This window comes from Micromonospora sp. NPDC048871, from assembly GCF_043198155.1.
Lineage (GTDB): Bacteria > Actinomycetota > Actinomycetes > Mycobacteriales > Micromonosporaceae > Micromonospora.
The window spans coordinates 128,212-139,451 of the sequence record NZ_JBICUM010000013.1 but is presented as its reverse complement, the minus strand read 5'-3'; the positions used below and the strand labels follow the sequence as shown (position 1 = coordinate 139,451).

Here is an 11,240-nt window from a genome sequence, read left to right as displayed (position 1 = left end):
CTCCCGGGGGGCCACCGCCCTGGACCCCACGGGCTTTAGGGTGACCCTGCGTATCATCCTGGCGTACCGCCTGGGGTGACCCGCGGGGGGGGCCCGGCGCCACCGCGCCGGGCCCACCGGGCAGGCGTTCGTTAAGAGGGGCCCCTTCCTATACGCGAGGCGTTAGGAAGGGGCCCCTCCTTACACCTCAGTCGTTGGCGTGCAGGGCGGCGTTGAGTTCGATGCCCCGGCCGGAACGCGGGTGGGCCTCCAGGGCGCCGGTGACGGAGTTGCGCCAGAACCGCAGCCCGTCGACCCCGGAGAGTTCGCGGGCCTTGACCACCCGGCCGTCCGGCAGGGCGATCTTCGAGGCGGCGGTGATGTAGCAGCCGGCCTCGACCACGCAGTCGTCACCCAGGGAGATGCCGACCCCGGCGTTCGCCCCGATCAGGCTGCGCTCGCCGATGCTCACCCGGTCGGTGCCACCACCGGAGAGGGTGCCCATGATGGAGGCCCCGCCGCCGATGTCCGAACCGTCGCCGACCACCACGCCCTGCACGATCCGGCCCTCGACCATCGAGGTGCCGAGGGTGCCGGCGTTGAAGTTGACGAAGCCCTCGTGCATGACGGTGGTGCCGGAGGCCAGGTGCGCGCCGAGGCGGACCCGGTCGGCGTCGGCGATGCGTACCCCGGCAGGCACCACGTAGTCCGTCATCCGGGGGAACTTGTCCACCCCGTACACGGCCAGGTGGCGGCCGGCGGCCCGCTCGATCACCCGCAGCTCGTCTACCCGCTCCGGGGGGCAGGGCCCGGCGGAGGTCCAGGCCACGTTGGCCAGCTTGCCGAAGATGCCGTCGAGGTTGAGCTGGTTGGGCTGCACCAGGCGGTGGGAGAGCAGGTGCAGCCGCAGGTACGCGTCGGCGGTGTCCTTGATCGGGTCGGCCAGCGAGCCGATCACGGTGACCACCTGCACGGTACGCAGACCGGGCAGGGCCCGGTCGCCGAGCGCACCCGGCGGCAGGTCCAGTACGTCGGACTCGTCCTCGCCGGGCACCAGCGGCAGCTCACCCAGGCCCAGCTTGCCGGTCGGGTACCAGGTGTCGAGCACCTGGTCATCGGCGGTAACGGTGGACAGGCCGATGCCCCACGCGGAATCTGTCGACGTCACGTACTCACCTCTCGTTGCCTGCTGTGCTGGCTGCTGTTCGCGACTGCGGACCGGCAAGCTCACTTTTCCGCGCTCGGTCGCAGGTCTGCCGGGCTCGCGTCTCCCCGTCGCCAGTTGTGACGGTACCGTGCGGACCATGGAGAACCCGCTCACCCCCGAGGTCCTCGCCGATCCGGTGGCGCTGACCCGTGCCCTGGTCGACATCGAGTCCGTGTCCCTCAACGAGAAGGCCATCGCCGACTGTGTCGAGCAGGTGCTGCGGGGGGTGCCGCACCTGGCCACCTACCGGCACGGCAACACCGTGATGGCCCGTACCGACCTGGGGCGCAGCTCCCGGGTGGTGTTGGCCGGGCACCTGGACACCGTCCCGCTGAACAACAACTTCCCGTCGACCACGCGTGGGGACCTGATGTACGGCTGCGGTACCTCGGACATGAAGTCCGGGGTGGCCTTCGCCCTGCACCTGGCGGTGACCCTGGCCGAGCCCCGATACGACGTGACCTACTTCTTCTACGAGGCGGAGGAGATCGAGTCCCGGTACAACGGGCTGCACCTGGTGGCCGAGGCGCACCCGGAGTGGCTGGCGGCCGATTTCGCCCTGCTGCTGGAGCCGACCCACGGGGTGGTGGAGGCCGGTTGCCAGGGCACCATGCGGGCCACCGTGGTCACCACCGGGGTCCGGGCCCACTCGGCCCGCTCCTGGCACGGGGTGAACGCGGTGCACGGCGCCGGTGAGGTGCTCCGCCGGCTCGCCGAGTACCAGGCCCGGCGGGTGACCATCGACGGGTGTGAGTACCGCGAGGGGATGAACGCGGTGCGGATCCACGGTGGGGTGGCCGGCAATGTGGTGCCGGACCGGTGCGAGATCGAGGTGAACTACCGCTTCGCTCCGGACCGTACCCCGGCCGAGGCCGAGGCCCACCTGCGTGAGGTGCTGGCCGGGTACGAGCTTCAGGTGACCGACTGCGCCCAGGGTGCCCTGCCGGGGCTGGAGGCCCCGCCCGCGCGGGAGTTCCTGGCGGCGGTGGGTGCGGCTCCGATCGGCAAGCTGGGCTGGACCGACGTGGCCCGCTTCGCGGCGCTGGGCATCCCGGCCCTCAACTTCGGTCCCGGTGACCCGAATCTGGCCCACCACCCGGACGAGCACGTCGAGATCAGCAAGATCCGCGAGGGCGCGGTGACTCTGCGTCGCTGGCTGGCCACCACCTGAGCGCCCTGACGCAGACGGCGGGTGGCCGTCTGCGTCAGGCGACGGTGAGTCGGGAATCGGCGGTGGGCTCGGCGACCGGCTCGGGAGCCTTTTCGAGCAGGCGGGCGCGGCGGCGCTCGGCCACCACGTCGCGGATGCGCCGCTGCATCTGTCGCCGGAGTCGCAGTCGTTCGTTGCTCATGATCACGCGTTGTCTCCTCTCCGGAAGCCGCGCGCCGGGGCATACCCGGTATGTGAATAGTAAGACGTCTGGCAACGCGATTTGGTTGCACAAGATCACGAAGTGTTTGCCGGGTTCAGCGGCGCTGCTCCACTACGGTTGCTCCCATGGAGCAGAGCAACATGCGCGACCCGGGACGGGAGCGGCATCGCGGCGCCGTGACGATGCGCCGGCAGGCGATTCCCAACAGCACCGCCGACCAGGGGCTGCTGGATTCGCGGGCCCGGGCCGACTGGCGGACCAGGGACTCCTGGCGGGCGCTGCGCATCCTCTCCGAGTTCGTCGAGGGCTTCGACACGCTCGCCGACCTGCCGCCGGCGGTCAGCGTCTTCGGCTCGGCTCGCAGCAAGCAGGACAGCCCGGAGTGCCAGATGGCGGAGGCGCTCGGCGCCGCACTGGCCCGGGCCGGGTACGCGGTGATCACCGGTGGTGGTCCGGGAGTGATGGAGGCGGCAAACCGGGGGGCCAGCGAGGCCGGTGGACGCTCCGTGGGCCTCGGCATCGAGTTGCCCTTCGAGCAGGGCCTCAACGAGTGGGTCGACCTGGCGATCGACTTCCGCTACTTTTTCGCCCGCAAGACCATGTTCGTCAAGTACGCCCAGGCGTTCGTGGTGCTGCCCGGCGGCTTCGGCACCCTGGACGAACTGTTCGAGGCCCTCACCCTGGTGCAGACCGGCAAGGTCACCCGATTCCCGGTGGTGCTGATGGGCACCGCGTACTGGCAGGGGCTGCTGGACTGGCTGCGCGACACCATGGCCGCGGAGGGCAAGATCGGCCCGGTCGACCTCGACCTGATCTGTGTCACCGACGATGTGGCCGCGGCGGTGCGGCACATCGTGGAGGCCGAGGCCGCGCTCAGCACGGAGCAGGAGGCCGTACGCGAGGAAGCGGTGGCTCGTGCCGCCGCCGACCAGCACGCGGCCGCCACCGGGTCGGAGCACTGAACGAGTGGCCGCCATCTGCGTTTTCTGTGCCTCCTCCCGTACCCTCGACCAACGCTGGCTGGACCTGGCCACCGCCACCGGGGCGGAGATCGCCCGACGTGGGCACACCCTGGTCAGCGGCGGCGGCTGCGTGGGGATGATGGGCGCCCTCGTCGACGGCGCCCGGTCGGCCGGTGGTCGGACGATCGGGGTGATCCCCCAGGCGCTGGTCGACCTGGAGGTCGCCGACCTGGACTCCGACGAGCTGGTGGTCACCGACTCGATGGCCAGCCGGAAGATCGTGATGATCGAGAAGTCGGACGCCTTCCTCACCCTGCCGGGCGGGCTGGGCACCCTCGACGAGCTCTTCGAGGTCTGGACCACGGCCACCCTGGCCCTGCACCAGAAGCCGATGGTGCTGGTCGACACGGACGGCTTCTACAGCCCACTGCTGGGGTGGCTGCGGGACCTGACCGCCCAGAGCTTCCTCAAACCCGGCGGCCTCAACCTGCTGCACTTCGTCGACACCATCCCCGCCGCCCTGGACGCCCTCGAATCCCGCCTGACCTGACCCACCCCTAGTGCTACCCCACCCGAGTGCTGCTGCTCGCCGAGAGTTGCGGAGCAAGATCGGACAGAGCGATCGACGAGCGCCCTGTGCGGTGGTGGGACGGGGGCGAGGTTGGGCGTGGGCGGGCGTCCCGAGGCGTCTGCGGTCCTGGGGGTGGCGGCCGCTGTCGGGGTTCGGCATCGGCAACTCTCGCGGGCGGCGTGGGCGAGGGCTCTCGGAGGGTGTGGCGCGGTTAGGGGTGTCGCAGGCCCGTGATGGGATGTCGGGATGCAGGCGTACCGGCTGGTGCGTCGGCCCGCCGGGCCGACCGAGGGAGACGGGCCGACGCACGGGCACTCCCCGGCGCAGGCCCCGGCGGTCGCCGACTCGAACCCGTCAGCGCCCGCCGACCCGGAAGGGCCGGCACCCGAAAGCCCGGGGCGGGTGCGGGATGCCGGGCAGGCGGAGGTGGTGGCGCACACCGACGGGCCGCTGCTGGTGCTCGGGGGGCCGGGCACCGGGAAGACCAGCACCCTGGTCGAGGCGGTCGCCGGTCGGGTCGCCGAGGGGGTGGATCCGGAGCGGATCCTGGTGCTCACCTTCAGCCGGCGGGGCGCCGCCGATCTGCGGCACCGCATCGAGGCGCGGATCGCCGCCGACGGGCAGCGGGTGCTGCGCGAGCCGCTGGTGCGGACCTTTCCGGCGTACGCCTTCGGGTTGTTGCACCGGGCGGCGGCCGAGCGGGGTGAGCCCTCGCCTCGGTTGCTGACCGGGCCGGAGCAGGATCTGATCATCCGGGAGTTGCTGGACGTGGTCGGGGAGGAGCCCGGCGACGATCCGGTCGGCTGGCCGGAGGATCTGCGTCCGGCTCTGCGTACCCGGGCCTTCGCGGCCCAACTGCGTGACCTGCTGATGCGCGCGGCCGAGCGGGGAGTGGGCCCGGTGGAGCTGGCCCGGCTCGGCGAGAAGCTGGGGCGGGCGGACTGGCCGGCCGCCGCCCGGTTCCTCCGCGAGTATGTCGCCGTGCTGGCCCTGCGGGACGTGGCCAACCGGGGCTCGGTCGCGTACGACCCGGCCGAGCTGGTCCGGGCGGCCACCGGAATGCTGCGGGACGACCCGGAGCTGCTGACCGCCGAGCGGCGTCGCCTGGCGTACGTCTATGTCGATGAGTTGGCCGACACCGACCCCGCCCAGCTCGACCTGCTGGAGACGGTGGCCGGAGGCGGCCTGCCACTGGTCGCCTTCGCCGACCCGGACTCCTCCACGTACGCCTTCCGGGGTGCCGACCCGGCCGGGGTGACGAGGTTCGCGCACCGGTTCCGGACCGCCTCCGGTGCCCCGGCCGGGCAGGTGCTGCTGACCACCAACTACCGCAGCGGGCAGCGACTGCTGGCCGCCTCCGCCCGACTGGCCCGGCGGCTACGGGGTCCGGCGGCGCATCGCCGGATGCAGCCGGTGCCGGGTACCCCGCCGGGCCGGGTGGAGATCCGTACCTTCCGGTCGGCCACCAGTGAGGCGGCCTGGTTGGCGCATGCGCTGCGCGAGGCGCACCTGCTCGGCGGGCTGCCCTGGGCGCGGATGGCGGTTCTGGTGCGGTCCACCGGCCGACAGTTGCCCACCCTGCGCCGGGCCCTGCACGCGGCCGGGGTGCCGACCGTGGTGCACGGCGAGGACCTGCCCCTGCACCTGCAACCGGCGGTGGCCCCGTTGTTGCTGCTGCTGCGGTGCGCGTTGGAGCCGGAACGGCTCGACGAGGAGGCCGCGATCGCGCTGCTGCACTCGCCGTTGGGGGGTGCCGATCCGCTGGCGGAGCGGCGGTTGCGGCAGGGCCTGCGGGCCTTGGCCCTGGCCGCCGGTGACCGTCGACCCTCCGGGGAGTTGATCGTCGAGGCGTTGCGTGATCCGGCCGAGTTGGCCGGGGTCGAGCGGCGCTGGGCCGAGCCGGCGCAGACGGTGGCCGGGCTGCTGGCGGTGGCCCGGGAGACGGCCGCGCGGCCGGGGGCCACCGTCGAGGAGGTGCTCTGGGCGGTGTGGCGGGCCAGTGGACTGGCCGAGTTGTGGTCGGCGGCGTTGACCCGGGGGCCGGCGGTCAGCGGTGAAGGGGATCTGGCCCGGCGTCGTCGGGCCGAGGCGGCCGACCGGGACCTGGACGCGGTGATGGTCCTCTTCGACGCCGCGGCCCGGTTCACCGACCGGCTGCCCGGCGCGCGTACCGAGGTCTTCCTCGACCATGTACTCGGGCAGGAGCTACCCGCCGACACCCTGGCGCCGACCGCCGACCGGGGCGACGCGGTACGGCTGCTGACCGCGCACGCCGCCAAGGGGCTGGAGTGGGACCTGGTGGCCGTCGCCGGGGTGCAGGAAGGGGTCTGGCCGGACCTGCGGCTGCGCGGCAGCCTGCTCGGCTCGGAACGACTGGTGGACGTGCTGGCCGGCCGGGCCGACGGCGCGGGCACGGTGGCCACCCTGGTCGGGCAGACCTCCGCCCTGCTCGACGAGGAGCGGCGGCTGTTCCATGTCGCGGTGACCCGGGCCCGACGCCGCCTGCTGGTCAGCGCGGTCGCCTCGGCCTCGGTCGGCGGCGACGACCATGACGAACAACCCAGCCGCTTCCTCTACGAACTCGGCCCCGGCGATACCCCCACCGACGAGGCGTCCAACAGCGAGGCGGGCGACAACGGGACGTCCGACAGCGAGGCGGGCGGGCCGCGGACCTTGCCGGTCAGCCGGCCGCCCCGGGCGCTCACCCTGCCCGCCCTGGTGGCGGAGTTGCGTACCGCGCTGGTCGATCCGGTCGCGCCGCTGGCCCGGCGGCGGGCGGCGGCGGCCGAGTTGGCTCGGCTGGGTGCCGCCGGGGTGTCCGGGGCGCATCCCGACGACTGGTGGGGGCTGCGGTCCCTCTCCGACGACCGGCCGTTGGTCGAGGAGGGGGAGCCGGTCCGGGTCACGCCCTCGGGGATGGAGAGCGCGCTGCGGTGCAGCCTGCGGTGGCTGCTGGAGCGGCACGGCGGCAGCAGCCCGGCCAGTGCCGCGCAGGGGGTGGGCAACCTGGTGCACGCGGCGGCGATGCTCGCCGAGGATGCCCGGGCCGACCGCAGTGCCCTGCTGGACTATGTCGCCGCCCGGTTCGACGCGATCGAGTTGGCGGCCCGCTGGATGGTGGGGCCGGAGCGGGCCCGCGCCGAGGCGATGGTCGACAAGTTGCTGCGGTGGCTGGCCGCCAACCCGCGTCGGCTGCTCGCCATCGAGCACGAGTTCGCGGTCCGCCTGGACGATCCGCAGCGGCCGGTCGATCTGGTCGGCCGGGTAGATCGGCTGGAGGTGGACGAGGCCGGACGGCTGGTGGTGATCGACCTAAAGACCGGCAAGTCGACCACCGTCACCGAACGCGAGGTGAGCGAGCATCCGCAGCTCGGCGCGTACCAGGCGGCGGTGGAGGCCGGGGCCTTCGCCGAGTTCGGCGACGAGCCGGGCGGGGCGGCCCTGGTGCAACTGGGCACCGGTACCCGGGATGCCCGGGAGCAGGCCCAACCGCCGGCCACGGACGGCCCGGAGGCCGGTTGGGCCACCGCCCTGGTCCGCCGTACCGCCGATACGATGGCCGCGTCCACCTTCGCCGCGGTCGCCAACTCGAAGTGTCGGGTCTGCCCGGTGCGCACCAGTTGCCCGGTCTCCGGGCAGGGGCGGCAGGTGGTCGAGCCGCCGACCGTGCGTCGTCCCGAGGGCGAGGAGTGAGCGTGCCAGCCGGCGAAGCAGGCAGCCTGGTCCAGCCCGCCCTGTTCGGTCCCGGGGCACCGGCCCCCCGGGCGGCCGACTCCGGCCCCCGGTACACCCCGGTGGAGTTGGCCAAGCTGCTCCGGCTGCCGGCACCCACCCGGGAACAGGCGGCGATCATCGCCGCGCCGGTGGAGCCGCTGCTGGTGGTGGCGGGCGCCGGCTCGGGCAAGACCGAGACCATGGCCGCCCGGGTGGTGTGGCTGGTGGCCAACTCGTACGTGCGGCCGGAGCAGGTGCTCGGTCTCACCTTCACCCGCAAGGCCGCCGGTGAGCTGGCCCACCGGGTGCGTACCCGGCTGGACCAGTTGGTCCGTCGACTAGGTCGGCGCGGACGGGACCCCCTCGACGACCCCCTGGCCGGGGAGCCGACCGTGGCCACCTACCACTCGTACGCCGGTCGGATCGTCACCGAGCACGGCCTGCGGGCCGGGTACGAGCCCTCCACCCGGCTGCTCACCGAGGCCTCGCGGTGGCAGTTGGTGGATCTCATCGTGCGCAACTACGACGGCGACATGTCCGAGGTGGACCGGATGCCGAGCACGGTGACCGACGCCGTGCTGGCCCTGGCCGGTGAGTTGGACGAGCACCTGGTCGAGCCGGAGGACCTGGCCGCCTGGACGGGCCGGTTCTTCGCCGAGGTGCAGTCGCGTCCCGGCCGGGTCTACGCCGACGTGCGTAAGGCGCTGACCCTGCAGCAGACCCGGCTGAAGCTGCTGCCGCTGGTGCGGGCCTACGCCCGGCGCAAGGCCGACTTCGAGGCGATGGACTTCGCCGACCAGTTGGCCCGGGCCGCCCGGGTAGCCCGGGACCATCCGGGTGTCGGCGAGATCGAACGGGATCGCTACCGGGTGGTGCTGCTCGACGAGTACCAGGACACCAGCCACGCCCAGGTGGTGCTGCTGCGGGCGCTGTTCGGCGGCGGGCACCCGGTGACCGCCGTGGGAGACCCCTGCCAGTCCATCTACGGCTGGCGGGGAGCCAGCGCCGGCACCCTGGACCGCTTCCCGGCCGACTTCGCGCTCGGCGACGGCAGCCCGGCCCGGGTGCTCGGGTTGACCACCAGTTGGCGTAACCGTCCGGAGATCCTGGCGGTGGCCAACGCCCTGGCCACTCCGTTGCGGGCCGCCGGTGCCCGGGTGCCCGAACTGCACGCCGCGCTCAGTGTCGACGACCCCATCGCCCACCGCAGCCCGCGCGGGGCCGCCGCCGGCACGGTGCACTGCGCGCTGCTGTCGACGTACGCCGAGGAGGCCGACTGGATCGCGGACAGTCTGCTGGCGGCGTGGCAGGGGGCCGCCCGGATGCCGCGGGCGTTGCCCGAGCAGATCCCGGTGACGGCCCGCCCGACCACGGCGGTGCTGGTCCGGTTGCGCAGCCAGATCCCGGCGATCGCCGCCGCCTTGCGCGAGCGCGGCCTGCCGGTCGAGGTGGTCGGGCTCGGCGGCCTGCTGGACACCCCCGAGGTTCGTGACGTGGTCTGCACGCTGCGCGTGCTGGCCGACCCGACCGACGGTGCCGCCCTGCTGCGCCTGTTGACCGGGGCCCGGTGGCGGATCGGGCCCCGGGATCTGGTCGCCCTGCACCGTCGGGCCAAGGCCATCGCCGCCGCCCGTCGGCAACTGGCCGACGACGGTGATCCCGAGATCGTTGTGGATCGCCTGGACGAGGCGACCCTGGTGGAGGCGCTGGCCGACCTGGGCCCGGCGCAGGCGTACTCGGCCGAGGGATATGCCCGGCTGCGCGCGTACGCCCGGGAGTTGGGGTTGCTCCGTTACCGGCTGGACCAGTCCCTGCCGGAGTTGATCGCGGACATCGAGCGGACCACCGGCCTGGACGTGGAGGTGGCGGTACGGGCCGGCGGGGAGGGTGCCGGTGACGCCGGGCTGGCCCGCGCCCACCTGGACGCCCTGGGCGATGTGGCCGCCCGGTTCAGTGGGGAGACCCCGGGGGCCACCCTGGCCGGTTTCCTGGCCTACCTGGCCGCCGCCGAGGACGAGGAGCGCGGGCTGGCTCCCGGTGAGGTGGAGGTGGTCGAGGGGGCGGTGCAGATCCTCACCGCCCACGCGGCCAAGGGGCTGGAGTGGGACGTCGTGGCGGTGGCCGGGCTGAGCAGGGGAGTGTGGCCGGGGCCGGTACGCAGTTCCGATCACTGGCTGGGTGGTCTGGGAGTGCTGCCCTTTCCGCTGCGGGGCGATGCGGAGGGGCTGCCCGCCCTGGCCCTGGCCGAGGCCGCCGACCAGCGCGCGGTGGCCCGCACGATGGCGGAGTTCACGGACGCCTGGCGGGCCCACGACGAGCGAGAGGAACGGCGACTGGCGTACGTGGCGGTGACCCGCCCCCGTCGACTGCTGCTCTGCGCGGGCCACTGGTGGGGGGAGGGCACCAAGCGCCCCCGCGGCCCCTCGGCCCTGCTGCGCGAGATTCACGACGCCTGCCTGGCGGGCGGGGCCGGTCACCTGGTCGACGAGTGGACCCCCGAGCCGACCCCGGACGCGGTCAACCCGACCACGGAGGTGGTGTTGCGCGCCGAGTGGCCGGCGGACCCCCTGGGAGTACGCCGCCCGGCGTTGACCGAGGCGGCCGCCCTGGTGCGTCGCTTCCTCACCGAGGGGGGGGACCCGGACGGGCCGGACGATCCCGCCGCCTCGGATCCGGAGGTGGCCCGGTGGCGGCGGGAGGCCGACCTGCTGCTGGCCGAGCGGGCGGAGCTGAGTCGACTGTCCGGCCCGATCGAGGTGGCGTTGCCCGCTCACCTGTCGGTGACCCAGCTGGTCGGTCTGCGCCGGGATCCGGCGGCCCTGGCCCGTACGCTGCGCCGCCCGTTGCCGGCCGAGCCCAACCCGTACGCCCGCCGGGGCACCGCCTTCCACGCCTGGTTGGAGCAGCGGTTCGGGGCGGACCGGCTGCTGGACACCGACGAGTTGCCCGGGGCGGCCGACGAGGACGCCGCGCCGGACGAGGCCCTGACGGAGCTTCAGCGTCGGTTCCTGGCCAGCGAGTGGGCCGACCGGACCCCGGTGGAGGTCGAGGTGCCCTTCGCCACGGTGATCGGCGGGGTGGTGGTGCGGGGCCGGATGGATGCGGTGTTCCGTCGGCCGGGGGACCGCTTCGACGTGGTCGACTGGAAGACCGGGGCCCGCCCGAGCGGCGTGGCCGCCGAGGTGGCCGCCGTGCAACTGGCGGTCTACCGACTGGCCTGGGCGGAGCTGGCCGGGATCGCCCTGGACCGGGTCGGTGCGGCCTTCCACTACGTGCGGGAGGGGGTCACCGTCCGGCCGACGGACCTGCTCGATCTCGACGGCCTCACCGAGTTGATCACCTCGGTGCCGCAGTCGCCCGGAGCCGACACTGGCGCTGAGCCGGATCAGTGAGTAGAGTGTCTGGCGTTGCAGCTTTGGTTACCAGCTCTGTGT

7 protein-coding genes are annotated in these 11,240 nt (G+C 73.4%); 5 read left to right on the top strand and 2 right to left on the bottom strand.

Annotation, left to right across the window (positions count from 1 at the left end):
• Window positions 1-187: 187 nt before the first annotated feature.
• Window positions 188-1,147 carry a 2,3,4,5-tetrahydropyridine-2,6-dicarboxylate N-succinyltransferase gene (gene dapD, locus ACGFIK_RS23860; protein WP_327024181.1) on the bottom strand — a complete coding sequence of 320 codons (960 nt, stop codon included), beginning with the start codon at window positions 1,145-1,147 and terminating at the stop codon, window positions 188-190.
• Between the two features lie 136 nt (window positions 1,148-1,283).
• Here dapD and dapE point away from each other — a divergent pair, with 136 nt between their 5' ends.
• A complete protein-coding gene (gene dapE / locus ACGFIK_RS23855) occupies window positions 1,284-2,357 on the top strand; it encodes a succinyl-diaminopimelate desuccinylase (RefSeq protein ID WP_327024182.1) in 1,074 nt (357 codons plus the stop codon).
• A gap of 34 nt (window positions 2,358-2,391) precedes the next feature.
• Here dapE and ACGFIK_RS23850 read toward each other — a convergent pair whose 3' ends face one another.
• Window positions 2,392-2,538 (bottom strand): hypothetical protein, encoded by a 147-nt coding sequence (locus ACGFIK_RS23850; RefSeq protein WP_327024183.1) that lies wholly within the window; start codon window positions 2,536-2,538, stop codon window positions 2,392-2,394.
• Between the two features lie 146 nt (window positions 2,539-2,684).
• Between ACGFIK_RS23850 and ACGFIK_RS23845 the strand changes: the two genes are divergently transcribed.
• The 4 genes from ACGFIK_RS23845 to ACGFIK_RS23830 all read left to right on the top strand — a co-directional run bounded on the left by ACGFIK_RS23845 (window position 2,685) and on the right by ACGFIK_RS23830 (window position 11,198).
• The gene (locus ACGFIK_RS23845; RefSeq protein ID WP_327024184.1) at window positions 2,685-3,521 is read left to right on the top strand and encodes a TIGR00730 family Rossman fold protein; all 837 of its coding nucleotides are present in this window, start codon (window positions 2,685-2,687) and stop codon (window positions 3,519-3,521) included.
• Between the two features lie 4 nt (window positions 3,522-3,525).
• On the top strand, window positions 3,526-4,071 hold the full coding sequence (locus ACGFIK_RS23840; protein WP_327024185.1) for a TIGR00730 family Rossman fold protein: 546 nt from the start codon (window positions 3,526-3,528) through the stop codon (window positions 4,069-4,071).
• A gap of 267 nt (window positions 4,072-4,338) precedes the next feature.
• Window positions 4,339-7,785, top strand: coding sequence for an ATP-dependent helicase (locus tag ACGFIK_RS23835; protein WP_393341380.1), 3,447 nt, complete (start codon window positions 4,339-4,341; stop codon window positions 7,783-7,785).
• Between the two features lie 26 nt (window positions 7,786-7,811).
• Complete coding sequence (locus ACGFIK_RS23830; protein WP_393341414.1) at window positions 7,812-11,198, top strand: ATP-dependent helicase; 3,387 nt, start codon at window positions 7,812-7,814, stop codon at window positions 11,196-11,198.
• Window positions 11,199-11,240 lie beyond the last annotated feature (42 nt).